This window comes from Actinoplanes sp. NPDC026670, from assembly GCF_040638175.1.
In the GTDB taxonomy this organism is placed as follows: domain Bacteria; phylum Actinomycetota; class Actinomycetes; order Mycobacteriales; family Micromonosporaceae; genus Actinoplanes.
In genome coordinates, this window is the sequence record NZ_JBEZXU010000015.1 from 69,412 (window position 1) to 94,989 (window position 25,578).

The following is a 25,578-nucleotide window of genomic DNA, read 5'->3' on the forward strand; positions in this document are numbered from 1 at the left end:
GCCAGGTCAACCCCGCGGCTGGGTTTCACAGCAGTACGGGCAGCCGGTGCAGGCCTCGCAGGAGGGTGCCGGGGCGCCAGGCCAGCTCGCCCGGATCGGTGGCGAGCCGCAGGTCCGGGAACCTGTCCATCAGGGCGGTGAACGCGATCTGCGCCTCCAGCCGGGCCAGCGGCGCGCCCAGGCAGTAGTGGATGCCGTGCCCGAACGCCAGGTGGGCGTTGTTGGGCCGGTCCAGCCGCAGCTCACCGGCGTCCGGGAAACGATCGTCGTCGCGGTTCGCCGAGAGCAGGACCACCACCACCGGATCACCGGCTGCGATGGTGACGCCGCCGATCTCCAGGGACTCGGTGGCGATCCGGAACGTGGAGGTCTCGACCGGCCCCTCGAAGCGCAGGAACTCCTCGATCGCGGCGGGCAGCAGAGCCCGGTCGGCGCGCAGCCGCTCCCAGCGCTCGCGCTCGCTCAGCAGCAGCCAGGTGCCGTTGCCGATCAGGTTCACCGTGGTCTCGTGACCGGCGATCAGCAGCAGGAAGACCATCGAGGACAGTTCCTGGGCGGAGAGCCGGTCGCCCTGCTCGCCCACCTGGATCAGGCCGGAGAGCAGATCGTCGCCGGGGCTCTGCCGGCGCTCGGCGAGCAGCGCGGAGATGTACTCGACGAGCGCGGTGATCGCCGGGGCCAGCCGGTCGGCCGCGAACGCGCCGGAGACGATCACATTGGACCACTCGCGGAACGCGTTCTGATCCTCGGCCGGGACGCCGAGCAGCTCGCAGATCACCTGGATGGGCAGCGGGAAGGCGAAGGCGTCGATCAGGTCGGCGGACCTCTCACCATCCAGCGCGCCGAGCAGGCCGGCGGCGATCTCCTCGATCCGCGGGCGCAGGCTCTCGATCCGGCGGGCGGTGAACGCGGCCGAGACGAGACGGCGCAGCCGGGTGTGGTCAGGTGGATCCACCGCGAGCATGTGCCGGGAGATCGCCGCGGTCAGGCTCGGCTGCCCGGCGCCGGTCGACCCGACCGCCGACGTCGACTTGGACAGCCGTGGGTCGGTCAGCGCCCGGCGGCCGTCCTCATATCTGGTGACCAGCCAGGCGTCCAGGCCGCTGGGCAGCTTGACCCGGCGGACCGGGCCGGTGCGGCGCATCTGGGCGTACACCGGATGGGGGTTGTTCTGGAACGCCGGGTCGGTGAAGTCGATCTGGAGATCCTGGGTCATAACGCCCTCCGGGGCCGCCGGGAACCGGATTCCGACGATACCCGTCGATACCGCTCCCGGTGGGTCCGTCCGGCGTTCAGACCGGGCGGCGGCGCGGCGCCCGCGGTGACCGGGGCGGCCGGATCGGCAGGTGCGGGCGGCGGGCGGTGGGTCGCCGGGGGCGGCGCGGTCGCGGTTCGATCGAGGCCACGACGATCACGACGTACGCCCGGGGCTGCGCGGAATCGGCCACTGGCATGGATCACCTCCAGGGAAGGTGTCCACTATCCGCCGGATCGGGGCTTGCACGGTGTCCGTTCAGACTTTCTTAATGATCATCTGTGCGAGAGGTAAGCAACCTCCAAATCCGGTGGACGTCTCAGCCGACTACCCTTCCGGGAACCCCCTCACCGATGGAGTAGCCGCGCCACCATGAGCTTCCGCACCCTCGGGTACACCGCCGTCGTCGCGGCACTACTGGTCACGGCCGGATGCAGCGCGAGCTCCACACCGCCCGGCTCGGCCGCCGCAGCCAAGCCCCTTCCGTCGGTGTCCGTCACGTCACCGTCACCGTCAGCGTCGACCACGCCGGCGCCGGCGGCGGCCGCCCGGCCGAACATCGTGTTCGTGCTGGTCGACGACCTGTCGATGAACCTCGTGCAGTACATGCCCAACGTGCGCAAGCTCCAGCAGGACGGCGCCACGTTCACCAACTACACGGTCACCGACTCGCTCTGCTGCCCGTCACGTGCCTCCCTGTTCAAGGGCCAGTTCCCGCACAACACCGGGATCGTGAAGAACCACGGGTCGGACGGCGGCTTCCTGCTCTTCCACAGCCGCGACCAGGAGCGGTCCACCTTCGGCACCGACCTGCAGAGCGCCGGCTACCGGACCGCGTTCCTCGGCAAGTACCTCAACGAGTACCAGCCCGGGATCCGGATGGGCGGCCCCGGCCCGTACGTGCCGCCGGGTTGGGACCAGTGGTTCGTGGGCGGCAACGCCTACCCCAACTTCGACTACAAACTGAACGAGAACGGCCGGGTCGTCTCGTACGGGTCGAAGCCGAAGGACTACCTCACCGACGTGCTCTCGGCGAAGGCGGCGAACTTCATCACCACCACCGCGGCGAGCGGGAAGCCGTTCATGATCGAGGTGTCCACCTACGCGCCGCACCACCCGTACACGCCGGCGCCACGGGACGCGGACCTGTTCCCGGGACTCAAGGCGCCCCGGACCGCGGCGTACAACCGGGCGCCGTCGGGCTCGGTGTGGCTGACCGGCACGAAACCGAAGTTGACCAAGGCACAGAAGCAACGGCTGGACGAGGAGTTCCGGCTGCGGGCCCAGTCCGTGCAGTCGGTCGACCGGATGATCGGCAACCTGCGGTCCACCCTGGCCAAAGCGGGTGTCGCCGACAACACCATGGTGGTGTTCAGCTCGGACAACGGCTACCACATGGGTGAATACACGCTGCCGTCCGGCAAGCAGACCGCCTTCGACACCGACGTCAACGTGCCGCTCGTGGTGGCCGGGCCCGGCGTGCCGGCCGGCCGCAGCCTCCCGCAGGTGGTGGCCAACATCGACCTGCGGCCCACCTTCGCCGACTGGGCCGGGCTGCCCGCGCCGGCCGAGGTCGACGGGCACAGCCTCACCCCGCTGCTGTCCCGGACCGAGCCGGCCGAGTGGCGGCACGGCACCCTGATCGAGCACCACGACCCGGCCACCGATCCGAAGGACCCGGACTTCACGAAGGACAGCGCGAACATCCCGCCGTCCTACGACGCGCTGCGGACCGGCACGTTCACCTACATCGAGTACGTGAACGGCGCCGTCGAGTACTTCGACCGGACCACCGACCCGGACATGCTCAAGAACGTGGCCGGGACGCTCAGCCCGGAACGGCTGGTCGAACTGCGCTCGGCGGTACGCGGCCTCGCCACCTGTGTCGGCGCCGACGCGTGCTGGGCCGCCTCGCGAGCGGTCAGCTGAGCCACTTCGGCGCGCTCTGCCCGCTGGCGTGGCCGAACGGCGACCCGCCCGACCCGTCCGGGCGCCGCACCACCGGGTAGACGCTCGAGTGCGCCTGCCAGGACGGCTGCGGCCGCGGGCGGGCCTCGGACAGCGCCCGGACCAGCGTCTCCAGCATGTCCTGGAGGGCCACGTGCAGACGGCCGTCGGTGATGATGCCGGCGGCGTCGATCGAGGCCATCTCCAGTGGCAGCCGGATGCAGGCCGGGCGCAGCAGCCGGGCGCCGCCGTGGTCGAGCACCGCCTCCAGGCCGGCCCGCGCGCCCTCGTCGACGCCGGGCCGGACCACCGACAGCCAGGCCGCCGGTTTGCCGCCCAGTTCGCCACCGTCGACCAGCCAGTCGAGCAGGTTCTTCAGGCTGCCGGGGAGCGAACCCGCGTACTCCGGAGTGCTGAACAGCACGGCGTCGGCCGCGTCGACCATGGCCCGCAGCTCGGCCACCACACCCCGGGGCGTCTCCCCCGGCACGAACGCGGGCAGGTCGCGCAGGTCCTCGTACAGGGTCGCGTTGATCTCCTGCGGGGCGAACCGGGCCGCGGTGCGCAGGGCGGCGGTGTGCAGGGAGCCGGTCAGGGTGCTCCCCGAGATCAGCAGGACGCGGGTCATGCCGCCGACGATACGACCCCGCCGGGCCGCGCCCCGACGCCCGGAAGGCTTACGTTGTGGCCGGTTTCCGACCCAGCAGGCGTACGGCCAGAAGCACTGCGATCCGTCTCACCCGCCAAATGATTGTCAACAAAGTCGTCGACAGAAGGAGGCTGGGCCGTCTTCACAGCAAGTCACAGATAGCAACGAGGCCCCACCTGAACAGGTGGAGCCTCGTCATGCCGTGCGCCGCGTAGGACTCGAACCTACAACCCGCGGATTAAGAGTCCGCTGCTCTGCCAGTTGAGCTAGCAGCGCCTTCCGACGGGCAGAACACTAACACACCAGGCTGAAAGCCCTTCAGCTAGGCCCGTCCTCGAAGAAGAACCGGTAGGCCTTCTCGAACTCCGAATACATCTCCTCGTCACTGTCGAACTCCGCCCGGGTGGCCTTGCGGAACTCCTCGGCCGTAAGGGCGCGCTCGCGCAACAGTGTCTGGAACTCGGCCCGAACCTCTTCCCGGCCACCGGCCGGCGCGTTGTCGAGGCTGTTACGAAGGCGCGGACGCGAACCGGCGAGCTCCTCGTCGAAGTAGGCGCCCAGCAGACGGATCACCGCAGATTCCATGACACTCCTCAAGAAGCCTTCGGCATGGCATACATCGTAACGAAATGGAGTTTCCCGTCCGCCCCGTGCTCGTAGACGGCCTTGATCGATCCGCCTTCGAGGTCGACTCGCTGCGGGTCGCCGGTCTGCGGGTCGAGGGTGTAACACTTGATCCGCTCATGCCCATCCTCGCCCAGCACGTCACTGATCGGGAACTCACCGACCGGGATGGTCTCGCCCTTGAGCAGCTCGCGTGCATGGGCGTCGGCGGCCGCGTAGTCCTCGGCCGAGTCGAAGGTCGAGGTCTCCTTCGCGCATTTGTGCTCGCCGCCGCTGACACCGTCGGTGTTCGAGCCGGTCATCGGATCGATCTTGCTGTTGTCCTCGACCTTCACCTGGCCGCTCGTCTTCAGTTCCGGCGCGCCCGTGTCGTCCCGCACCGGCTCGCCCAGCCGGTTGATCGCCTGCTGGTCTGTCGAGTCGAGGTGACGCTGCACACCGTGCCCTTCGGCCCGCATCTCCTGGATGCGCTCCGTGGTCTCCGGATCGACGTCCATCCGGTCCTCGATCGGTGTCGCCTTCAGGTCCTGCTCAGCGCTCTGGTCCGGCTCGGGTTCGGCGTTCTGGTCGCCGCCCTCGTGGGCCTTGGCCAGCTCGGACTGGAGGGTGTTCGCGGTGTCGTCGTGTGCGTCGACCTGGTCGCCCTGGCCTGAGGAGCCGTTCTCGCCGGCGGCGTTCTGCGCCTGATCCCCGGTCTCGACCGGCTGCCCCTCGTTCACATCGACGGACTGCCCGGTCTCCGCAACCGACTGGTTCTCCGGCAACGGATCCGGCGTCTCAGGCAACGGATCCGGCTGCTCCGCCAACGGATCGGGCGTCTCAGGCAACGGATCGGGCGTCTCAGGCAACGGATCCGGCTGCTCCGCCAACGGATCCGGCGTCTCCTGCTGAGCCTGCGGCGTCTCCTGCGGGATGGTGGCGGCTTCCGGGTCGGGCTCGGCGCTCAGGTCCTTGTTCGCCTTGAAATCGTCCAACTGGGACTGGACCTCTGGCGTGGGCTGTGCCGGGTCGAGGCCCAGCTCCTGGCGGGAATCCAGCTGCGCCTGGAATTCCGAGGTCGGCTCCAGGCCTTTCGGCTCGCCACCGTTCGACTCGCTACCGTTCGACTCGGAGTTCTGCGAGCCGTTGCCGGAGTCGTCCTCGGCCAGCGCCTTGGCGTACTCCTGCTGGGCCGTGTTCCTGGTGTCCTGCTGGGCTTCCTGCTGGTTCTCGTCGACACCGACCGGATCGGCGCTGTTCTCCGCCTTGACCTGCTCCTCGGTCGGTTTCGGCAGCTCCGGCGGCGGGGGCGGCGGCTCGGGCGGGCGTGTCTCCTGGACGTTCTCGGCCATCAGCCGCCACTCCGCACGGACGGTAGGAGGAAGCGGGCCGGCCAGGCGCAGCCGGCGAAGTCGCCGTCGATCAGCGCACCGGCCCGGGCGGCCCATTCGGGCTCACCGAACGAGCACCCTACCGCTCTCTCCAGCGCGCTGGGGGCCCGTCGACCGAGTGCGACGGTACGCCGTACCTCCGGATCGGAGATGTCCTCGTCGAACCAGACCCGGACCGCCGCAGCCTGCGCGCCCACCGTCTCTCCGGGAATGTCCCGGCCGTTGGCCTGCCGCCACTCCGCGGAGCGGGGATGGCGCGCGGCGGCGGAGTCGGCGCGGGCCGCGGCGCCGAGGACGTCGGCGATCCGCGACCACCGGTAGCGACGCGCCAGGAACTGCGGCTCCTCGGCCGCGCAGGTGAACTCGCCGCGCAGGAAGCCGTTGAGCACCCCGGTCACGTGCCCGGCCAGCGTCGCCGGATCGGACCTGTCGCTGAGCGCCGCCGACCGGGTCTCGACGGCTTCGTCGACCGCGTGGGAGAGGGCACAGTCCCGCAGCCGGGGCGGCATGGCCAGCAGGGGCCGGAGTCGATGGGCCCGGGGTACCGGGGTGGGCCAGCCGGTGAGGTGCCCGAGGACGGCGAGTTCGGCCCAGGCGACGAGCCAGGGCTCGTCCTCCAGCAGGCGCTGCGCCGACCGCATGTCACGCAGGGTGCACGCGCTGGAGAGGCATTCGCCGCCGCAGGTCGCGCTGCGCCGGCCGATGACGGCGCCGGGGCCGGCGGTCGGGGTGAGCCCGCCGCGTTCGCGGGCCGAGCCGTCCGGCATCCGGACCAGCACCGGCTGGTCCATGCCGTCGGCGAAGACGGCTGCGGTGCCCGGCTGCAAGGTGACCAGGAACTGGGACTGCCGTTCGGTGAGGTTGGCGGTGGCGCCGACGGCTTCCCGGTCGTCGGCGGCCGGCAGCCGGTGCATGATCTTGACGGCGGTGTTCTTGATCACGTCGGGCAGCAGCTTGCTCGGGATCTGCTCGGCCACCACGAGACCTTCGCCGTAGGCGCGGATCTCGGCGAGCAGCGCGGCGAACAGTTCGACCGCGTGCGAGGCGGGCCCGCCCTCGGTACGCCGCAGCAGCCGGTGCGCCTCCTCGAAGACACTGAGGTGCCGCAGCCCGAGCCGGAGCAGGGCCGGGTCGCGCCGGGTCTCCACCCGCAGGTGCTCGGTGAGCTGGATGAGCAGCCCGCCCATCAGGAACGCCTTGTCCCGGTCGTCGCCGACGTCCTCGATCTCGAACACCACGTTGCGGCGCATCAGCTCGGCGAGGTTCAGTGGGTGCCCGCCCTCGAAGAACCGGCCGGTGGTGCCGAGACGCAGGCTGGACAGCCGGACACGGATGAAACCGCGGACGTTGTCGGTGATCTCCTTGCCGTACCCGATCTGGTCGACGACGAGTTCCGCGGTGCGCTGGAGGTCGCCGAGCGTCGGGTACCGGGGCCGGTGTCCGGCGGTTCGCGGCTCGCCGAGCGCCAGGTCCCAGCCGAGGTCCTCGTAGCAGCGGGTCAGGGCGGCGCTGAGCACCTGCGGGAACGGCTCGTCGGCCTCGAACGCGGCCAGGAAGAGCGAACGGGTCAGGTCCAGGTGGGTCTGCAACGGGAATCCGGCGGCCGGTTCCAGCGGGTTGAACCCGGCCGGCGGCGCGTCCGGGTCGCCGGGCCGGATGGTGATCACCCGGTCGCCGCCGATCCGGTCGGCCATCTGCCGGTACTCGGCCTTGGCCGGTTCGACGACGAGCCACGGCAGATCCTGGGCGCTGGCCGATTCGAGCAGGTTGCGCACGGTCTGGGACTTGCCGGCGCCGGTGGCCCCGGTGACGAACGTGTGCCGGTTGAGGCTGGTCCGGGGCACCTCGAGAACGCCGGCCGGGGCCTCCGCCCGGTCCAGCACCGCGCCGACGGTGACCGCCGGGCCGCCACGGCCGGTGGTCTCCGGGGTGACGTCGAAGTCCGGCCGGGTGGCCAGGCGCAGGCCCGGCACCTCGTCGATCGGGGCGACGGCGAGCGAGGCGAGCAGGTGGGAGCTGCCGAGCACCGGGGAGTCCGGCACGTCCTCAGCGGCGAGGATCTTGTCCAGGTCGCCGAAGACCCCGGAGGGCATCAGGGCGTACGGCTGGTGGCTCAGGTCGGCCGAGGCGCAGAGCAGCCCGGCCACCGCGGCGGCGGACGCCGGAGTGTCGCCGCCGGCCAGCAGGTGCACCCGCCACATGCCGGTGGACCGGCCCTGCTGGAGCTCGCGGTGGCGGCGCTGGAGCCGGGCCGCGGCCACCGCGTGCTCAGCCGACTGGGACTTGGACTGGGCCTGCCGTTCCTCCAGCGCGATCTGCCGCGCGGCGGTGGCCAGCTCGGCGGCCGGCTCCGGGATCGCGAGCACGAACCAGCTGAACGGGCCGTGCCAGACGTGCAGCAGGCCCTCGTCCAGGGTGGGTCGCAGGTCGCCGTCGCGTAGCGCCTCGTCCTCGACGAGCAGCCCGTCGGTCAGCCCGGCCACCCGGGTCCAGACCGGCACGGCGCGCAGCCGCCCGGTCAGATCGCCACCGGCGTACCGGCGGCCGACCCCGCCGGGCGGCACGGAGAGTGGGATCCGCTGGTCGTGGTCCGGTTCGCCGGTGACGCCACCGGCCGCGAAGACCTCGATCGGCCCGCCGACGGCGGCCCGGTGCCAGCCGAGCAGCAGCCCGCCGCCGGAGTGGTACGCCGAGACGATCGCGGCCAGCCGTTGCCGACGTACCGAGTCGCCCTGGTCGTCACGGCCGTTCGGCGGGCGCCGGGGCAGTTCGAGCACCCGGGTCACCGGGAACTGCTCGAACAGCCCGGCGGCGCCGGTCGTCACTGCTGGCCACCCCATGGGCCCTGGTACGGCTGCTGCTGCTGTTGGTACTGGGGCTGCTGCGGCATGGCGTTGCCCCAGCCGTTGAGCGCGGTGTCGGCGTCCTGCGCGCCGGTGTCGTGCGCGGCCAGCGGCTGCGGCTGGGACGCGGTGACCTGGCTCGGCTGGCGGGTCGCCGGGTGGACGGCCTCGGCCCGGTCCGGCAGGGGCAGCAGGTCGATCGGCTGCATCGACACCCGCGGGAGGGTGACGATGTCCGGGTTGACCTCGACGGCCTGCACCACGGCGCCCCGGCCCTCGCTCTTGACCAGGACCATCGCGTACTCGGGGAGGTCCTGGAGGACACGCGGCTCCACGGTGTACTCGTAGACGCGCTGGGCCGCCTGGGCGTCGCTCCAGTTCTTCCCACGGGCGTTGGACTCGGTCTGGCTCCAGTTGCGGGTCTGGCTCCAGTTGGTGCCGCCGCTGCTGGAGTAGGTGCTGCTGCCGCCGCCGTGGCCGCTGGTGTGGCTGCGGCTCCAACCGGACGAGCCGCCGTGCGTCTCCGACTCGCCGTGCGTGTCGGCGATCGTGTGCGTCTCGTTGCCGCCGAGCGTGCGGGTCAGCTGGGAGAGCACGAACTTGTGCCCCTTGCCGATGAAGTCGGCGGCCTGGCCGGCCTCGGTGTGGTTGCCGAGCCGCATCAGCGCGACCTCGCCGCCGCCGATCGTCTGCAGGGTGTGCTCCCGCAGGTGGGCGTAGAACAGCACGAGGCGGATGCCGCGCCGCTCGCAGAGGGTGCTGAGGTTCTCGATGGCCCGGTGGTTCACCTCGTCGGCGCCGATCAGGACGAGCGAACCCATCGGGCCGCTCTCCTGCCGGACCCGGCGGGCCAGCCACTGCACGAGCAGGTCCTTGAGCAGCTCGGCCTGGGCGTTGCGCCGGTTGCCCTCGGCGATCAGGCAGGTCAGGTCGGCCTCGCCGGGCGCCGCCGACTCGGTGCCCATCTCCTCCAGCGGGTGCAGGAACGCCTCGATCCGGCGCAACTGCTGGTGCATCTGCCGGCGGGCCTCGTCGGGCTGGAGGTCGAGCAGGCGGTCGACCTCGTCCGGGGTGAGCGCGGCCTGGACCGGCCGGTCGGTGAGCACACGCAGGGCGGCGAGCAGGCGGCCGACGCTGATCGACGGCTCGAGGACGGCGCAGACCTCACGCAGCAGCATGGTGTCCTGGCTGCGCTCGGCCCGGGTGGAGCCGGTGGCGTCGCCGAACATCGACTCGACGAGGCAGTCCACGAACTCGTTGGCGCCGAGGCCGGCGACCAGGTCGAAGCGGGACATCTCGGAGGGCAGCCGGAACTGCTGGACGGTGCGCTCGGTCATCGACGCGAGCGTCAGCAGCTCGCCGCAGAGCGCTTCGCCGGTGAAGTCGACGAGGACCATCGGGCCGCGGGTGGCGAGCAGCGATCCGCCGAAGACGGTGAGCACGGCCTCCCAGCCGTACGTGGTGCCGCCGATGATGTCGACCCGGCGGGTGCTGTGCGACGGGGTGGCCGCACCCCACTCGTTCATCGCGTCGACGGCCTGGCGCTGCTGGTACTCGTGGTGCTGGCGGCGCTGGTCCCAGGCGGCGTAGGCCTGCTGGTACTGGTACTGGAGCTGCTGCTGGGCGTTGGCGATCTCGGCCTTGATCCGGCCCGGCTGGAGACCGAGCCAGACGGCGCCGCCGATGCCCGCGGCAAAGGCCAGGAAGGCGAGGAAGCCGACCGCGCCGCCACCGCTGCTGCTGCTCGCCGCGGCACTGCCACCGCAGCAGCTGATCAGCACGGCGAGGCCGACACCGCCGCCGGCGACCTGGAGCATCTTCTTGGTGAGGTTGTGCTGCGCGCGGGCCAGTTTGGCGAACAGGTACTCCGGCGCGGCGGGCGGCTGGGGCACCGGCTCCATGAACTTGCGCAGGTACAGATTACGGTCGTTGAAGATCCATCCCAGTCGTTCCCCGGGGGTGGCCAACTTGGGCAGATGATCGGAGATCGGCACAGGAGTGGTCATATTGGCGAACGCCCTCCGAAAGCGCGCAGACGGAATGTACTCAGGTCGGCAGTCTCGCCGCAGGCCCAGGCACTTGAAAAGGTCTGTTGGTTGAAAGTCGGCATTGATTGACCGAACGGTCCTCCCCCCAGTAGTGACACCAGCCGACGACATCGACCCGCCCGGCCTGCAAGATGGCCGCATGGAGTGGGTCCTTCTGGCTGTCGTAGTGCTGGTGCTGATCGGGGTGGTGGCCGTACTGGTCGGTGTCGCCAGGGTGGGCCGCTGGCTGATCCACATCGTCGGGCGGATCTTCGGCATCGGCCGACATGGATGGAGTGTGCCACGCCGGCAGCCGCGGTGCCTGCGCTGCCGCGGCACCGGGTGGCTCAACCAGGAGCCGGAACGCACCTTCAACTTCACCGGTGACGGATTCGAGGACCGGCACTCGCCGGCCACCGTGTGCCCGGACTGCGGTGGCACCGGCCGGGTCGACACGATCGGCCCGTGACACGCAAGAAGCCCCGACCGGGGCCGGGGCTTCTGTGTCGTCGAGAGAGTGCGCCGCGTAGGACTCGAACCTACAACCCGCGGATTAAGAGTCCGCTGCTCTGCCAGTTGAGCTAGCAGCGCGCTGTCGTGCAACGAGAAAAACGTTAGCACGGGCTGTGAAGATCCTTGAAATCGGCCGCCAACCCCCGGAAGGGGGACCCGTCGGTTGCGCCGGTGCGTCAGTATGTCTGCGCTGAGAACTAAAGAACGGGGCTTGACGATGGTTGTCCTCCGCCGCTCACTGGCGACGATCATGGCGATCGGCCTGATCGCTTCTACCGCCGCGTGCAGCGACGACTCCGAGCCGGCCTTCGCCGAGCCGGGCCCGTCCGCCGGCGCCAGCTCCGGGGCGTCCGCCCCGGTCACCGAGAGCACCACCGCCGCCGGGCCGGTCACCCTGGCCATCACGCCCGCCGCCAACAAGAAGGATGTGCCGGTCAGCGCCGAGATCGGGGTCAAGGTCGGCAACGGCGAGGTGTCCTCGGTCACGCTCACCGACGCCAAGGGCAAAGCGGTCGCCGGCAAGCTGCGCGAGGACAGGTCGGCGTGGGTGCCGGACAAACCCCTCAAGACCAAGCAGCGGTACGCGGCCAAGGTCGTCGCCACCGGCACGGACGGCACCAGCACCACCGCGACCACGTCGTTCACCACGATGGGCGCGCCGGGCCGGGAGACCGGGACCGGGCTGTACCTGTTCGACGGCAACACCTACGGCGTGGCGATGCCGGTCGTGGTCGAGTTCAACCCGGGCATCAAGAAGGCCGACCGGGCCGCGGTGCAGAAGCGGATGTTCGTCGAGACGTCGCCGGCCCAGCCGGGTGTCTGGTCGTGGACCGAGGCCGGCACGCAGGCGTACTACCGGGCGCCGGAGTACTGGCAGACCGGCACCACGATGAAGGTCCGGATCGCGGTCGGCGGCCTGCCCACCGGCAGCGGGCGGTACGGCGACCAGGACCGGTCGGCGACCGTCAAGATCGGCCGCAAGTTCGAGATGAACGTCGACAACGCCTCGAAGAAGATGACGGTCGTGCAGAACGGCCAGACGGTCAAGACGATCCCGGTCAGCCTGGGCAAGAAGAGCACCCCGTCGTCGAGCGGCCACATGGTGGTCATGGAGAAGAAGGCGGCCACCGTCTTCGACACCACCGACACCGACGGCGCGAGCGGTTACCGCACCAATATCGAGTACGCGCAGCGACTGACCTGGAGCGGTCAGTACATTCACTCGGCTCCATGGTCGACCGGCTCGCAGGGACGCACGAACGTGTCACATGGATGTGTCAATGTGTCCCCGTCGAACGCCCGTTGGCTCTTCGACAAGTCCCTGATCGGCGACCCGGTCGTGGTGAAGGGCACCGGAGACAAGCTGGACTACGGCAACGGCTGGACGCCGTGGGACGTGAGCTGGGAGAAGTTCAAGGCGGGCAGCGCCCTGTAAGAGATCGCTCGTGGTTTCTTCTCCCCGGTGGGGTACATCGATGGCGTAAGGCCGGTCACGGCACGAAACCGGGATTGGTGCGACGCTGTTTTAGGAGCACTATTGGGCGCCGGGGAGAACGACGCCGTGAGGGGACCATGGAGATGTATGGAATTCGGTCGGCAGGGCGATCCCGAGGCCGGGGGCGCCTGCGCCTCGCGGTGGCCGCGGTGCTCGCGGGCACACTGCTGCTGACCACCGCGTGCAGCGGCGACGACGAACCCTCCTGGCAGGGCGGTGGCAACACCCCCGAGGGGACCAGCGCGTCGCAGGCCCCCGCGGCCGAGCCGACGCTGAGCACCGTCGCGGTGACCTCTCCCGCGGCCGACGCGAAGAACGTCGAGCTCTGGTCCGAGGTGAAATTCAACAGCGAGGACGCGGCGAACACCGAGGTCAAGGTGACCAACGCCAAGGGCGCCGAGGTCAAGGGCACCCTCGACAAGGATGAGAACGTGTGGCGCCCGGCCGAGGGCCTGGCGTGGAACACGAAGTACACGGTGAACGTCAGCACCCCCGGCGCCGAGGGCAAGACCAACAGCGTCACCAGCTCCTTCACGACCATGAAGGAGCCGTCGAACCTGGTGCGGGTGACCAGCTTCCTGGCCGACGGTCAGAAGGTCGGCGTGGGCATGCCGCTGATCATGAAGTTCGGCCGGTCCATCCCGGAGAAGTACCGGGCCGAGGTGGAGCGCCGGATGGTGGTCACCGCGACGCCGGCCCAGGAGGGCGCGTGGCGGTGGATCAGCGCGACCGAGGTGCAGTACCGGCCGAAGGTGTACTGGCAGGCCAACTCGAAGATCTTCTACGCGGTCAACCTCAAGGGCGTGAAACTCGGTGACGGGTGGTACGGCCGGTCCAACCTGACCGTCGACATGAGCGTCGGCCGCGAGATGATCATGACGGTCTCCAACAAGACCAAGAAGATGACCGTCAAGCAGGACGGCAAGGTCATCAAGACGATCCCGGTGAGCCTGGGCAAGGCGAGCACCCCGTCGTCCAGCGGCACCATGGTCGTCATGGAGAAGGCGGCGCACACCGTCTTCGACACCACCGACGAGGACCCGGTCAACGGCTACAAGACGCCCATCGACTGGGCTCAGCGGATCACGTACAGCGGCCAGTTCATCCACGCCGCCCCGTGGTCGGAGGGTGTGCAGGGTCGGCGGAACGTCTCGCACGGCTGCGTCAACGTCTCCGAGGCGCTGGGTGAGTGGCTCTTCCAGCGGACCATGATGGGTGACGTGATCACCGTCTCCGGCACCGAGGAGAAGCTGAAGAACGGCAACGGCTGGACCGTCTGGAACATGAGCTGGGAAGAGTTCAAGAAGGGCAGCTACCTGAACTGACGGCTCTTCCCCGGCACGCCTCAGGGCGGGCTCCCGATCACTCGGGGGCCCGCCCTGAGTCATTTCGGCGGGAACGCGCCGGTCACGACGGCCTGCCCGGACGCGGCGGTGGCCAGCGCCCCGTAGGTGTCGGCGGCCGCGCTGCGTTCGCCCGCGGCGTGTGTGTACTGCGCGGCGAAGACATAGCTGCCCGGCGCGAGCGTGCCCTGCTTCAGGGTGAACCGGTAGACCAGCCGGTCCTTCTCGTCCGCGACCGTGATGGTGATCATGTCGGCCGGGATGGTGGACCACTTCCCGGCGTCCTCGACCCCGGCGGTCTTCGCCACGTTGATCACCATGTCCAGCGCGGTCATCGGCTCGGTGGTGGTGAGCGTGACGTTGCCCTGCGCCCAGGTGCCCACCGAATGCGTGTCGAGGGCCGCGGCCGAACTGAGGAACCTGTCGGCCGGCTGCCAGGCCGGGGTGACTGTGGACGGTGGGGGCGGCGGCTTCTCCACCGGCCCCTGATGGGCGGGCGCCTCCCGCTGCGGCGTCTTGTCCCGGGCCGGCGGGGACGGCGAGGCGATGCCCGGCGCCGGTGACGGCGAACCCTCGGTGGCCGCCGGTGTCCGGTCCTGGTCCGGGCGGTCGCCGGCCAGCCTGATCCCGGCGAACCCGACCACCAGGGTCGCCACCACCGACGCCGCGGCGGCGACCGGCCGCAGCGACAGCGCCCACCGGCGGGCGGCCGGCTCGGAGCGGCGCACCACGATCCGGGTCAGCATCACGCCCCGGTCCGGCAGGTGCCGGTCGGCCTCGTGGCGCAGCACCGAACCCAGATCGGGCTGGGGGCGCTCAGCCATGGTGGCCTCCCATCATCAGCGGCATCCCGCGCAGGAACTCACTCAACTGGGCCGCGCCCCGCGAGGTGTGACTCTTCACCGCACCGACCGAGATGCCGAGGATCGTGGCGACCTCCCGCTCCGGCACGTCGAACGCGTACCGCAGCACCACGCACTCGCGGCGCCGCTGCGGAAGTCGCTGGAGCGCCGCCCGTACATCCAGCACCGCTGGGGTGTCGCTCTCGCCGCGCTCGCGGCGCAGCAGGCCCAGCCGCAACAACCCGGACCGTTCCCTGGTCTGCTTCCTGATCCACTGGCGGGCCAGGTTGGTCACGATGCCGCGGGCGTACGCGATCGGGCTGTCCGCGGCCTGGACCCGTTCCCAGTGCCGCCACACCTCCACGAACGCGTCCGCGGCCAGGTCGTCGGCGGCCTGCGAGTCACCGGTCACCAGGTAGGCGAGCCGGGACAGGTCGACGTGATGGTCGTCGAAGAACCGCCGGAAAGCGTATTCGGTGCCAAGGTCGGACAACTCATCGTTCCTGACCGTCGGTGGATACGGGGCGGCCGGGATCAGCCGATCTTCACGGAGTACGCGGTGGTGTCCAGCCGGCCCGAGCCGGTGAAGATCTCGGTGCCGGCCTGCACGCTGGACAGATACTTGGTCTTGGCGAGCCATCCGCGTGCCACCAGATCGTCGGTGAAGCCGGTCAGGTCGAGAGCAGCCGCCGAGGTGTTCGAGGTACGCACGAACGAGTACACCTCCCAGCCGATGTTGCCCCGGTAGAGATCCCAGGTGGTGCCGGCGATCGTCACGGTCGCCTGCTTGGTGCCGACCGGGCCCGCGCCGCCGGACTTGTACAGCCACACCATGACCTCGTCGGTCGGGTTGTTCTGCCAGTCCGGGTTCGCGATGTCGTGCAGCCACAGGTCGTAGGCGACGTTCATCACGTTGCCGGTGGTCTGGGTGACCTGGAAGTTCCAGTTGGTGGTGACGGCCTTGCCCGCGCTGAGCTGGACCGGCAGGCCGGTGCCGGTGGGCACCTTCCAGCCCCAGTGCCAGCCGAGGACGGCGCTGGCGTACGACTTGACCTTGGTGTTGTCGCCGGCCCAGGTCCATCTGGTGCCCCAGCTCAGGTTGTCGCCGCTCAGGCCGTTCTCCCAGACGCACTGCGAGCCGGTGCCGTCGGCCTTGCCCCAGACGTTGTTGTTGACCCAGAACTTGCCGCGGACCAGGGCGGCGAAGTCGGTGCAGTCCTCAGGCCCGGTGGCGCTCGTGCTCTTCGAGGCTGACGGCGAAACGGACGGGGAGGTTGTCGGCGTCCTCGAAACCGAGGGCGAAACCGAAGGCGAGGCAGTTGGGGAGGCCGCCCGGGAGGCTGTTGGGGAGGCCGCCGGGGAGGCCGGGACCCCGCCGCAGGTCACCCCGTTGACGGTGAAGGCCGTCGGGATCGGGTTGGCGCCGGTCCAGGTGCCGTTGAAGCCGATCGTGACGTTGCCGCCCGGGTTGATGCTCCGGTTCCACCCGGCGTCGGTCACGCTGACCTGGCTGCCGCTCTGGGTCCAGGCGCCGTTCCAGCCGCCGGCCACGGTCTGCCCCGACGGGAAGGCGAACCCGAGCTTCCAGCCGTCGATCGCCGCCCCACCGGTGTTCTTGATCTTCACATCGCCGGTGAACCCCGAGCCCCACTGGCTGACGACGGAGTACGTGACCGAACAGGCGGTGGTCTCGGCGGCGTCGGCGTTGAGGACACCGAAGACGGCGGCCGCGCTGCCGACGGCCAGCACCGAGAGCGGTACGACGATGCGCTTGGCGAGCATGAGGGGAGCTCCTGGGGGACGACGAGTGATCCACACCCCTGTGGCTCGGCGCCCGTAAAAGGTTGCGCGCTCCCACGAGAAATTTTCCGGACTTCCAGATGATGGGAGCGAGTCCACAGGAAATCCGACTTCCGGGAACAAAACGAAAGGCCCCGTCTCATGACGAGGCCTTTCACATGGGGTGATCGACGGGACTCGAACCCGCGACCCCCGGGACCACAACCCGGTGCTCTACCAGCTGAGCTACGACCACCATGCCCTCACGGGTATCCAACCCCGTGGTGCCGCCCAATCATAGCGACCACCCCCGGGGACCCGTCGAGCGGGTTACCTACAGCTCGGCGGCGACCGCTTTCGCCGTCTCCACATCCGGGCCGGGCTGCGGGACGAAGATGGTGCGGCGGTAGTACTCCAGCTCGCGGATGCTCTCCCGGATGTCGGCGAGCGCCCGGTGCGAGAGGCCCTTGGCCGGCTGACCGAAATACACCCTCGGGTACCACCGGCGGCACAGCTCCTTGATCGAGGACACGTCGATCATGCGGTAGTGCAGGTGGGCGTCGAGAGCAGGCATGTCGCGGGCCAGGAAGCCGCGGTCGGTGGCGATCGAGTTGCCACAGAGCGGCGCGGTCCGCGGGTTCGGCACATACTCCCTGATGTACGCGAGAACCGCCTCCTCCGCCTCGGCCATGGTGATGGCCGAGCGCCGCACCTCGTCGGTGAGGCCTGATTTGGCGTGCATGTCGCGCACCACCGGCGGCATGGCGTCCAGCGCCGCGTCGTCGGCGTGGATCACCAGATCGACGCCTTCACCCAACACGTTCAGCTCGGGATCGGTGACCAGAGCCGCAACCTCGATGAGCTTGTCCTTGCCCAGGTCGAGACCGGTCATCTCACAGTCGATCCACACCAGAAGATCCGCCACGCCGACAGCCTACGCCGGGCGACGCGCCGCTGTTCGGCACGTTCCTGGCCCGACCCACTCAACGTGCTGTTTGTCCGGTTTGTTGCCCCGACTTCCCACTTCGCCGAATGTTGGGTAAAGTGTACTTAACGGACGAAGCCCCCCTTCGGTTACTCCGTTCCCCCCGGTAAAGGGCCCTCCGTGTCGGCAGCGCGGAGGGCTCTTTCATGCCCACCGGATCCGCGCCCGCTCCCCCGGCGCCACGAAACCCACCAGCCGCTCCGCTTCGGCCTCCACCGCCGACCGGTCCGCGGCGGCCAGCGGGCGGAACGGGGCGATCTCCACCTCCGGGCCCGTCCGGGACCAGGTGGCCGCCACGAAGCCGTCCACCAGCACCGTCGGCCGCACGATCGACCAGCCCGGCATCACCAGCGGCCGGTCACCCGGATGCAGGATTCTCGACCGGTCCGCGTGCCCCAGAACCGCGTTGTCGAACTCGGGGAGCAACACCACCGGGGCAGGGGCGCCGGCATCCTCGATCGGCGCGTGCGGGACGTCGTACAACTCGATGCCGTTCTCGTCGCGGAAGACCCGCAGCCGCGGCCGCAACGTCCGGAACAGCTCCGCCATGCGGGTCAGACCCGACCAGACCTGGACGTCCTTCACCGACGCCGGCCCGAACGCGGCCAGATACCGCAACACCAGCGTCTCCGCGTTCGGCCCGGCCAGCGGCCGCCGCAGCCAGTCCTCGGCGGGGACGCAGGCGATCCTTCCGCGATGCCCCCAGGTCCCGGCCGGCGGCGGATGCAGGAGAGCAAATCGCAGGTGTACGACGAGAGCCAGCTCCCCGAGGTCCGCCTCCGGAAACCGTGCCGCCAGCCGCCGGGCGAGCTCCGGACGGGTCATCGGCCCCTCCGCCATGATCTCCCGCCCGGCCGTGTCGAACGCCTCCGGATCACAGCCGCCCAGCCGCCCGGCCCGCCCCGCCATCCGTTCCAGGGCCGGTTGCAGCGTCGGCCGCAGCCAGGCGTAGTCCGCACCGGCGCACAGATGCTGGGTGCCGCGGAGAAGCGCGCTGCGCACCACTGTCCGGTCGTGCAGCAGCCCGGTCAGCTCCCCGATGGCGAACCCCGACGACCGTGCCCACAGCCCCACATAGGGCGAATCCGACTCCTGCCCCTGAACCGCCACCAGCTGCCCGACGATCTCTTCAGCCGACCGCGGAACCCGCTCGGCAAGCAGCTGACGCCGCAGATAGGTGCGGTTCAGGACACGCGTGGAGAGGACTGTCATGCCTCGACGGTAGAGCTCTTTGCGGCCACTTCCTGACCGCAAAGCGAGACGGGCCGCCCCTTCCGGGACGGCCCGCCTCCTTCTCAAGCCTTCGGTTCCTCGGTCTCGGCGGACTTGCTGTTCTTCCGCCCGCCGCCGGCGGGTTCGGTCTTCGAGCGGTTCTGTCCGGCCACCGTCCGCCGGCGGCGGGGTTCGCTGCCCGCCGCCGCGGCGAGCAACTCGGCGGCTTCCTCCCGGTAACTGAGCGGCCGGTTACCCGCGCCATGACCGGAAACCGCCTTCTGTGGTACGCCCTCCGCCGCCCCGCCCGCAGCCTGACCGCCACCGGAACGGCCGCTATCGGATCGGCCGCCACCGGATCGGCCGCCATCGGATCGGCCACCGCCGGCCTGGCCACCGCCGGCTGCCGTTCCGCCGCCGGCTTGGCCGGTGCGCGCGGCCACTGATTCCGCGGCCTTCTCCGTGGCCTTTTCCGCGGCCCTCTCCGTGGCCTTCTCCGTGGCCCTCTCCGTGGCCCTCTCCGCCGCTCTCTCTGCCGCCTTGATCCAGGCCGCCGGGGCACGCCGTGCTGTCGGAGCCGGGCGAGCCGGAACCGTCTTGCTGCCGACCCGTCCCTGCGCCCGGGCCAGCAGGCCGTCGCCGGCGTTCCCGGCTCCGGCGCTCTTCCGGGCTCGGCCGGTCTCGTTGCCGTCGCCCCGGCCCGGCTTCTCCGGACCAGTGACCGGTCCCGCTGCCGCTTCCCCGCCGGAGGCCCTGCCCGCGGCCACTTTCCCGGTCGGAACCGGGTCTGCGATCGGGCCGGCGGACCTACTCGGAGCTGCGGGTTCTCCGACCGGAAGGCCCTGGGCGGGTGCGACGCTGACGCGGGTGGGGACCGGAGACGGCTTCTTCGGCAGCGCGCCGAGCCCCTGCGCCTCCACCGTGTGCACTGATCGCCGCGGTCCGCTGGGGTCGGGCATCTTTGGAGTCGACTCAGGCGATCCGCTCGCTACCGGGACGCCTGCGGCAGGCTCGGACCGGACCGGACTCGCGGCTTCCACGGCGTGGATCGACGAGTGGCCGGTTCCGGCCGGGCTGTCCTTCAGTGCCGAAACCTTCGCTGCCGACCCGCCCGCAACGATTCCAGCCGCGGTCTCGCCAGGTCCGGTTGCCGGCTGCCCGGCCGGGTCCTCTCCGGCCGCCTTCGATCCCGCCTTCTCAGGCTTCGCCGTCTCGGCCGGGGCCTTTCCAGCCCGGTCCTTTCCAGCCGGGACCGTTCCAACAGGGACCGTTCCAGCCGTGACGGTTCCAACCGGGACTGTTCCAGCCGTGACGGTTCCAGCCGTGACGGTTCCAACCGTGACGGTTCCAACCGTGACCGTTCCAACCGGGACCGTTCCAGCCACCCCCGACCCGGCCGCCACCGTCGCAATCGCGGCTTTTGCCGTCACTGCCGGCTCGACCGCAGGATTCTCCGCCTGCACCGGCCCAGCCACAGCTTTCTGGGACTGCTCGGCCGGGGCCTTCTCGGCGGGTTCGCCCGGGAGCGGCCACTCCGGTGGCGCACCGATGGGCGATTTGTCGGACGGGGCGGATCTCTGGTCCTTTTCAGGTTCGGGCCTCTTCTGCGGCGGAGGCTGGGGGGCGTTCCGGTTCCTGGTCTCGAATTCGGCGGCGGCCGGCGGACGGTTTCCCTTGGCCGGCTTCGGCGACGGACGCTGCGCCGGACGGGAACCGGTGGCCGGGGCCGAACCAGGCCCGGGAACCGAACAAGAAGCCGCCGTCGTCGTCACGGGACCGGAATCCGACCGAGAAGCCGCCGTCGCCGTCACGGGACCGGAATCCGACCGAGAAGCCGCCGTCGCTGTTACGAGACCGGAATCCGACCGAGAAGCCGCCGTCGCCGCGGGACCTGACGCCGGACGAGGAACCTCAGTCACCGTCTCGGAATCCGGTGCCGAGCTGGTGCCTGCGGCCGCCGTCGCGCGGCCGGCAGCCGAGCGGGAATCGGTCGTCGCTGTTTCAGAGCCGGGAACCGAACGAGAACCAGCCGTCGGGTCGGGACCGCGAACCGCACCGGAAGCTGCCGCCGGAACGGGCTCGAGGGCTGGACCGATACGGCTGATCGCGGTCGCGGTCCAGTCGGTGACCGCCGGGCCGGTGTGCAGGGCGAACCTGGTCGCCGGCGGTTCGTTGGCGCGGGTCTTCCGGCCGGACGCCGCTTCACCGGCGGGGCCGGCCGGGTTGTCCGAGATCACCTTCGCCGGAATCCCCACAGCGATCTCCGCCGCAGTCTGCTCGGGCGTTGCCGCGACCGTCTGCTCGGAGGTTGCCGCCGTGGCCTCAGCCGGAGTCACCACGGCGGCCTCGGGGGTTGCCTCCGCCGGAGTCACCACGGCGGCCCCGGGAGTCGCCTCCGCCGGAGTCACCGCGGCGGCCTCGGGAGTTGCCGCGGCGTTCTGGCCGGTGATTGCCGGGACGGCCGGTTCCGGCTGAGGTGCCGCGGCGGTCTCCCGGGTGGCGGGCGTGGTCTGGCGGGTGGGCGGGGTCTGGCGCGTGGGCAGGGCCTGGCGGGTGGGCGTGGTCTGACTGTCCGCCAGCTTGTGGTCTGCGGGCTGCGGGGTGGGTGTGTTCTTCGTCTCTGGGGAGGGGGTCTGGGTGGGGACCTCGCCGTCGTCGCGGCGGGGGGCGGCGATCGGGATGCGGACGTTGGCTGACTTGTTGCGGCTGCCGGGCTGGGTGGGTGCGAACTTGCCGGCGTTGCGGCGGGCGGCCTCGGCCAGGCGGGCGGCGGCTCGGGCCTCGGTCTGCCGGGCCCGTTCGGGGGCCGTCGCGGCCACCCACGCGCCGACCGCGGTGGCCTGGAACTGCGGCACGTCGGCTGCGGACTGCGGGCGGCGTTCACCGCGTCGGGCCGGGACCTGACCGGCTTGGAGCCCGGCGAGCGCGGAGGTCTCACCCAGCATGCTCAACGGCTGACCGGGCGCCGGCGTGCGAGCCCCGGCGGAAGCCCCGGCCAGGCCGGCCGACGGCGTGCGAGCCCCAGCGGGAGCCCCGGCCAGGCCGGCCGACGGCGCGCGAGCCCCAGCGGGAGCGCCGGCCGGGTCGGCCGTCGGACCAGCCGCGATCGCGGTGGACGAAACGCCGGCGGACGGGCCGGACACAGTGCCACGTGAGCCGGCCGACGGAGCGGGAGGCGCGCCGGCCGTCGTCGTGGCGGACGGGGCGGCAGCGGGAGTGGTGGCGCCGGGCAGGGGGACGGCCGGGGCGGTGAGGGTGCCGACGGCGGTGCGGCGCTGGGGATAGCCGGGGCCGGGCCGATCGTCGTCGTCGTCGAAAGTGGGGGCGGTGGGCGTACCGCTGCCGGGGGTCGGGTCGAGGGTTGCGGTGGAAAGGGTGACCGGCTCGCCTGCGGGGAGTTCGGGAACTGTGGCCTGGGCGTTCGGTGGCCAGGCGAATTGCGGGAGCGCCGGCGGGCGGGACCGGACGTCGGCGAGGGTGCGTGGGCGGTGGGCGCCGCCGTTGCGGACGCCGGAGAAGTAGGCGACGCCGCTGGGCAGGGGCAGGGGTGCGCCGATGGCGTGCATGAGTTCGGGGACCTGGCTGGGTTCGACGACGTAGACGATCTCCCGGCGGCGGCCCGGCCAGGCCAGCACGATGACGCCGGCCATCACCAGCAGGGTGCCGAGGGTGAGCAGGCCCCAGGTGGTGGTGTTGAGCCAGCCGGGGCGGACCTCGGCGATCACGGCGAGCCGGAGGACGGGAGCGCCGCCGGGATTCATCAGGACCAGGCTGTACGGGCGGTCGGTGAGCCGGCCGGGGGTGAGGCTGATCTGGCCGGGGCCGCTGGCGGTCCAGAAGTCCTGTTCGGCGGGGGTTCCGGTGGGGGCGTGCCGGCCGCCGACGCGGGAGGTGGTGACCGGCAGCAGGCCGGTCCCGATGTCGATCGCGTCGATCTCGGTGTGCGGGACGCCGGCGAGGTATCGGGCGACCTGGTCGGACGGGGCGAGGCCGAGGAAGGCCCGGCCGTCGACGGTGGCCGCGGAGAGGCGCAGCTGGGTGTCGCCGATCCGGGCGAACGGGGCGTCGTCCCCCAGGAGTTTGCCGATGTCGGGGACGACGACGGCGTATCCGGGGACGGTGAGCCGCTGGAGCTCGCCGCTGAACGCGCCGCCGGGATCGCGATGCTGCATGACCGCCCACAACCCGCCGCCGCCGAGCAGCGTGGGTAGTCCGACGGTCAGTAACACCATGCCGAGGATCGTGCGGAACACCCGCATCTTCTCTCCCCCTTCCCGGGCCCTACCTCGCGCACCATACAGACGCAAATAACCCCAAAGTGGTCAAATCGGCACGCGTTCCCCGATAGATATGAAACGAGGCCCGAACCCCCACCGGGGCCGGGCCTCGCCGAACGCGTCGAGTCAGGAGATCTTGGCGGTCATGGTCAGCGTGTCCTGGTCGATCTCGCTGGTCCGGGCGGTGAACTTGAACGTCCACTCACCCGCCTGCGGCAGCCCGATGTCGCCGATCGCGTGGGAGTCGGTGATCCGCAACAGCGGGATCTCGATCGCCTCGATCCCCTTGGCCGGCAGCGAGGCGGTCGCCTTCCACTCCACGACCGGCAGCGGCTTGCTGTCGAGCGTGTACGCGTACAGGTGGATCGAATTGTTGCCGACCGTCGCCGGGAAGATGCTCACCTGCAGCGACATGTTCTTCGAGGAGATCGTCTGCGCGACCGTGGTGCTGATCGGCCCGGTCTCGGCGGCCTGCGCGGTCCGTGGCGGCGGCTCCTGCACCAGGAACGACGTCACGCCGAGGATGACCGCGATGATCGCCAGCTCGGCCGCGACGATCCGGCGCAGCGGGCCCGGCGAGTCGTCGTCGGCCCGCTCCCCGACCAGCTTGCCGACCAGCTTGCGGGAGAACGCCGCGACCCCGATCACCAGCGCCGCCAGACCGATCTTGGCGAGGATCATCCGCCCGTACGTGCTGTTGAGCAGCCCGTCGAGGTCGGACACCTCGATCAGCGCCTGCACCACCCCGGCGAAGACCAACACGCCCACCGCGGTCATCGCCCAGCGTGACCAGATCGGCAGGATCGCGCCGAGCTCGCGGCCGGTCGCCTTCGGCAGCAGGAACCCGAAGAGCATCACCAGACCGCCCACCCATACGGCCATCGCGGCCAGGTGCAGGGCATCGATCACAACCGACACCCCGGCCACCGGCGAAGCCGTCGGATGACCTGTCAACGGCCAGGTCGCCAGGGCTGCCACGCCGAGCACGCCGAGCAGTGCCAGGTCCAGTCTCGACTCGCCGCCACCGGGGCCGTCGAGCAGCGGGCGCAACAGGAACGCGGCGGCCACCACCACGCCCAGACGCACCAGCATGACCGCGCCGAAGGTGCTGCCCAGCACGTCACGGATGTCACTCACAGTCACTTCGAACAGGCCGGTGCCGAGCGTGTACGGCGCCTGGAGCCACAGTCCGAGCAGGGTGCTGCCGGCGACCAGCCCGATACCGGTCCAGACCACCCGGCCGGGGCCGCGACGGTCCAGCCGGTGCGGCCACAGCAGCGCCAGCACCAGCACCGGGCCGACCAGGAGCACCAGTCCGGCGTACCCCAGATATTTTCCGACCGGGATCAGGGCCTTGACCACCGGATCAACCGTGACGTCCGCATCCGCGTCGGCCGCCGGAGGCGTCGACGCCGCGCCCACCGAATAGGTGATCGTGCCCGCCACCGGGTGGCTGTCGGCCGAGGTCACGCGGTAGGTGACCAGATACGTGCCGCGTTCGCCGCCGGACCGCAGCGGGATCGTCACCTCGGCGCCGTTGACGGCCGGATCGCCCTGATCGGCGCGGGAACCGTCCGGCGCGAGCACCTGGATCTTGCCGGAGATCAGCTGGACCGACTCGCTGAACTTCAGCGTCACCCGGTTGGGCGCGTCGGGCACGACCGAGTTCGCGGCCGGGTCACTGCCGACCAGGGCCGCGTGCGCGCTCGCCGGAGCGGCGGCCAGCAGCGACCCGAAAAGTCCGATCAACAGCCCGACCAGCGCAGTTGTCACCCGGCGTCGGTCCATGGTCATGACTGGCATCCCTGCATGGTTCCAGATCGCCACTCGCATTGCCTGAGCGCGTACCATGACGCCTCGTGACGGCAGGCGACGGAGAAACGGACGAGACCACCGCGCTGGCCCTGGCCGCCCGCGACGGCGACCGGGCGGCGCAGGCCGCGTTCGTGCGCGCCACCCAGGCCGAGGTCTGGCGATTCACCGCCGCGCTGGTCGACCCGGGCGTCGCCGACGACCTCACCCAGGAGACGTTCCTGCGGGCGTTCCGGGCGCTGCACAGCTTCGAGGGCCGGTCCAGTGTGCGGACCTGGCTGCTCGGCATCGCCCGCCGCGCCTGCGCCGACCACCTGCGGTCGGTGGTGCGCCGCCGCCGGCTCGACGCCCGGCTCGCCGCGCAGGCCGTCGTCGAGTCGCCGTCGCCCGACCCGGCGCACCGGCTCAGCAGCAACGACCTGCTCAGCCGGCTCAGCGAGGACCGGCGGACCGCGTTTCTTCTCACCCAGGTGCTCGGTTTGTCATACGCGGAGGCAGCCGAGGTCGAGTCCGTTCCGGTCGGCACCATCCGCTCCCGCGTGGCCCGCGCCCGCGACGAGCTCATGGACGCGGTGACACAGGCCCGGGCGAGTTAGGACTTCCTG

General features: G+C 70.8%; 18 protein-coding genes and 3 tRNA genes. 5 read left to right on the forward strand and 16 right to left on the reverse strand.

What is annotated here, in order from left to right; genetic code table 11:
* Positions 1-25: 25 nt before the first annotated feature.
* Positions 26-1,216, reverse strand: a complete 1,191-nt coding sequence (locus tag AB0E94_RS16720; protein WP_360326972.1) for a cytochrome P450 — start codon at positions 1,214-1,216, stop codon at positions 26-28.
* 411 nt (positions 1,217-1,627) lie between these two features.
* On the opposite strand from AB0E94_RS16720, the gene AB0E94_RS16725 reads away from it, so the two are divergent.
* Positions 1,628-3,184 (forward strand): sulfatase, encoded by a 1,557-nt coding sequence (locus tag AB0E94_RS16725; RefSeq protein ID WP_360326974.1) that lies wholly within the window; start codon positions 1,628-1,630, stop codon positions 3,182-3,184.
* Here the strand turns inward: AB0E94_RS16725 and AB0E94_RS16730 are convergent.
* The 6 genes from AB0E94_RS16730 to AB0E94_RS16755 form a co-directional block, all read right to left on the reverse strand.
* Positions 3,177-3,830 carry an NADPH-dependent FMN reductase gene (locus tag AB0E94_RS16730; RefSeq protein WP_360326975.1) on the reverse strand — a complete coding sequence of 218 codons (654 nt, stop codon included), beginning with the start codon at positions 3,828-3,830 and terminating at the stop codon, positions 3,177-3,179. The two genes, AB0E94_RS16725 and AB0E94_RS16730, sit on opposite strands and share 8 nt — an antisense overlap.
* Before the next feature lie 224 nt (positions 3,831-4,054).
* Positions 4,055-4,127, reverse strand: a tRNA-Lys gene (locus tag AB0E94_RS16735).
* Between the two features lie 42 nt (positions 4,128-4,169).
* Positions 4,170-4,436 (reverse strand): hypothetical protein, encoded by a 267-nt coding sequence (locus AB0E94_RS16740; protein WP_360326976.1) that lies wholly within the window; start codon positions 4,434-4,436, stop codon positions 4,170-4,172.
* An 8-nt stretch (positions 4,437-4,444) separates the two neighbouring features.
* Positions 4,445-5,806 (reverse strand): hypothetical protein, encoded by a 1,362-nt coding sequence (locus AB0E94_RS16745; RefSeq protein ID WP_360326978.1) that lies wholly within the window; start codon positions 5,804-5,806, stop codon positions 4,445-4,447.
* Positions 5,806-8,670, reverse strand: coding sequence for an ATP-binding protein (locus AB0E94_RS16750; RefSeq protein WP_360326980.1), 2,865 nt, complete (start codon positions 8,668-8,670; stop codon positions 5,806-5,808). The genes AB0E94_RS16745 and AB0E94_RS16750 overlap by 1 nt, the downstream gene beginning before the upstream one ends.
* Positions 8,667-10,694 (reverse strand): hypothetical protein, encoded by a 2,028-nt coding sequence (locus AB0E94_RS16755; RefSeq protein WP_360326981.1) that lies wholly within the window; start codon positions 10,692-10,694, stop codon positions 8,667-8,669. The genes AB0E94_RS16750 and AB0E94_RS16755 overlap by 4 nt, the downstream gene beginning before the upstream one ends.
* A gap of 181 nt (positions 10,695-10,875) precedes the next feature.
* Here AB0E94_RS16755 and AB0E94_RS16760 point away from each other — a divergent pair, with 181 nt between their 5' ends.
* Positions 10,876-11,184, forward strand: coding sequence for a hypothetical protein (locus AB0E94_RS16760; protein WP_360326983.1), 309 nt, complete (start codon positions 10,876-10,878; stop codon positions 11,182-11,184).
* Between the two features lie 49 nt (positions 11,185-11,233).
* Here the strand turns inward: AB0E94_RS16760 and AB0E94_RS16765 are convergent.
* Positions 11,234-11,306, reverse strand: a tRNA-Lys gene (locus AB0E94_RS16765).
* A 139-nt stretch (positions 11,307-11,445) separates the two neighbouring features.
* Here AB0E94_RS16765 and AB0E94_RS16770 point away from each other — a divergent pair.
* Positions 11,446-12,663: an Ig-like domain-containing protein gene (locus AB0E94_RS16770; RefSeq protein WP_360327143.1), complete on the forward strand. Its 1,218-nt coding sequence runs from the start codon at positions 11,446-11,448 to the stop codon at positions 12,661-12,663.
* Between the two features lie 209 nt (positions 12,664-12,872).
* Positions 12,873-14,048, forward strand: a complete 1,176-nt coding sequence (locus AB0E94_RS16775; RefSeq protein ID WP_360326985.1) for an Ig-like domain-containing protein — start codon at positions 12,873-12,875, stop codon at positions 14,046-14,048.
* 59 nt (positions 14,049-14,107) lie between these two features.
* On the opposite strand, the gene AB0E94_RS16780 is transcribed toward AB0E94_RS16775, so the two are convergent.
* The 8 genes from AB0E94_RS16780 to AB0E94_RS16815 form a co-directional block, all read right to left on the reverse strand.
* Complete coding sequence (locus AB0E94_RS16780) at positions 14,108-14,890, reverse strand: hypothetical protein (protein WP_360326987.1); 783 nt, start codon at positions 14,888-14,890, stop codon at positions 14,108-14,110.
* Complete coding sequence (locus tag AB0E94_RS16785) at positions 14,883-15,401, reverse strand: SigE family RNA polymerase sigma factor (RefSeq protein ID WP_360326989.1); 519 nt, start codon at positions 15,399-15,401, stop codon at positions 14,883-14,885. Before AB0E94_RS16785 ends, AB0E94_RS16780 begins: the two co-directional genes overlap by 8 nt.
* A 41-nt stretch (positions 15,402-15,442) precedes the next feature.
* The gene (locus AB0E94_RS16790) at positions 15,443-16,690 is read right to left on the reverse strand and encodes a cellulose binding domain-containing protein (protein ID WP_360326991.1); all 1,248 of its coding nucleotides are present in this window, start codon (positions 16,688-16,690) and stop codon (positions 15,443-15,445) included.
* A gap of 177 nt (positions 16,691-16,867) precedes the next feature.
* A tRNA-His gene (locus AB0E94_RS16795) sits at positions 16,868-16,943 on the reverse strand.
* A 78-nt stretch (positions 16,944-17,021) separates the two neighbouring features.
* Complete coding sequence (gene orn, locus AB0E94_RS16800) at positions 17,022-17,612, reverse strand: oligoribonuclease (RefSeq protein WP_360326992.1); 591 nt, start codon at positions 17,610-17,612, stop codon at positions 17,022-17,024.
* 204 nt (positions 17,613-17,816) lie between these two features.
* Positions 17,817-18,884: a winged helix DNA-binding domain-containing protein gene (locus tag AB0E94_RS16805; RefSeq protein ID WP_360326994.1), complete on the reverse strand. Its 1,068-nt coding sequence runs from the start codon at positions 18,882-18,884 to the stop codon at positions 17,817-17,819.
* An 83-nt stretch (positions 18,885-18,967) separates the two neighbouring features.
* On the reverse strand, positions 18,968-23,143 hold the full coding sequence (locus tag AB0E94_RS16810) for a hypothetical protein (protein WP_360326995.1): 4,176 nt from the start codon (positions 23,141-23,143) through the stop codon (positions 18,968-18,970).
* A gap of 144 nt (positions 23,144-23,287) precedes the next feature.
* Complete coding sequence (locus AB0E94_RS16815; RefSeq protein WP_360326997.1) at positions 23,288-24,964, reverse strand: copper resistance protein CopC; 1,677 nt, start codon at positions 24,962-24,964, stop codon at positions 23,288-23,290.
* A gap of 56 nt (positions 24,965-25,020) precedes the next feature.
* On the opposite strand from AB0E94_RS16815, the gene AB0E94_RS16820 reads away from it, so the two are divergent.
* Positions 25,021-25,569, forward strand: a complete 549-nt coding sequence (locus AB0E94_RS16820; RefSeq protein ID WP_360326998.1) for a sigma-70 family RNA polymerase sigma factor — start codon at positions 25,021-25,023, stop codon at positions 25,567-25,569.
* Positions 25,570-25,578: the final 9 nt, after the last annotated feature.

Bases quoted from the DNA above. Each gene is read 5' to 3' on its own strand.
- AB0E94_RS16720 (WP_360326972.1), bottom strand. From the start codon at position 1,216: ATGACCCAGGATCTCCAGATCGACTTCACCGACCCGGCGTTCCAGAAC.
- AB0E94_RS16725 (WP_360326974.1), top strand. From the start codon at position 1,628: ATGAGCTTCCGCACCCTCGGGTACACCGCCGTCGTCGCGGCACTACTG.
- AB0E94_RS16730 (WP_360326975.1), bottom strand. From the start codon at position 3,830: ATGACCCGCGTCCTGCTGATCTCGGGGAGCACCCTGACCGGCTCCCTG.
- AB0E94_RS16740 (WP_360326976.1), bottom strand. From the start codon at position 4,436: ATGGAATCTGCGGTGATCCGTCTGCTGGGCGCCTACTTCGACGAGGAG.
- AB0E94_RS16745 (WP_360326978.1), bottom strand. From the start codon at position 5,806: ATGGCCGAGAACGTCCAGGAGACACGCCCGCCCGAGCCGCCGCCCCCG.
- AB0E94_RS16755 (WP_360326981.1), bottom strand. From the start codon at position 10,694: ATGACCACTCCTGTGCCGATCTCCGATCATCTGCCCAAGTTGGCCACC.
- AB0E94_RS16760 (WP_360326983.1), top strand. From the start codon at position 10,876: ATGGAGTGGGTCCTTCTGGCTGTCGTAGTGCTGGTGCTGATCGGGGTG.
- AB0E94_RS16770 (WP_360327143.1), top strand. From the start codon at position 11,446: ATGGTTGTCCTCCGCCGCTCACTGGCGACGATCATGGCGATCGGCCTG.
- AB0E94_RS16780 (WP_360326987.1), bottom strand. From the start codon at position 14,890: ATGGCTGAGCGCCCCCAGCCCGATCTGGGTTCGGTGCTGCGCCACGAG.
- AB0E94_RS16790 (WP_360326991.1), bottom strand. From the start codon at position 16,690: ATGCTCGCCAAGCGCATCGTCGTACCGCTCTCGGTGCTGGCCGTCGGC.
- AB0E94_RS16805 (WP_360326994.1), bottom strand. From the start codon at position 18,884: ATGACAGTCCTCTCCACGCGTGTCCTGAACCGCACCTATCTGCGGCGT.
- AB0E94_RS16810 (WP_360326995.1), bottom strand. From the start codon at position 23,143: ATGCGGGTGTTCCGCACGATCCTCGGCATGGTGTTACTGACCGTCGGA.
- AB0E94_RS16815 (WP_360326997.1), bottom strand. From the start codon at position 24,964: ATGCCAGTCATGACCATGGACCGACGCCGGGTGACAACTGCGCTGGTC.